At 55.2% G+C, this 232-nt stretch carries 1 protein-coding gene; it reads right to left on the reverse strand.

Annotated elements, in window-relative coordinates; all coding sequences use genetic code 11:
• Positions 1 to 200: hypothetical protein (locus Q4563_RS23000; RefSeq protein WP_303606200.1), on the reverse strand; the 200-nt coding region annotated here is incomplete at its 3' end.
• Positions 201 to 232: the final 32 nt, after the last annotated feature.

Here is a 232-nt window from a genome sequence, read left to right on the forward strand (position 1 = left end):
GTGCCATCCAGATTGGTATCCAGGGCAAAACGTACATCACCAGAAGTGGTATTCAGATCCAGCGTGGCCTGATAGCCCAGATCCCCCGTTACCGGGTCCAGTAAAAACATTGGCAGCCACTGCTTAAAGGCCGCCATGGTCGCTCGACCATCGGCGCGAAGCTGGGTGGAAAATCCATTGGGCAGCGGTTTGGAGGTCATTTTCGCCACCATATCTCCCCCCATTACATGCC

The sequence above is a fragment of the Gilvimarinus sp. 1_MG-2023 genome (assembly GCF_030548285.1).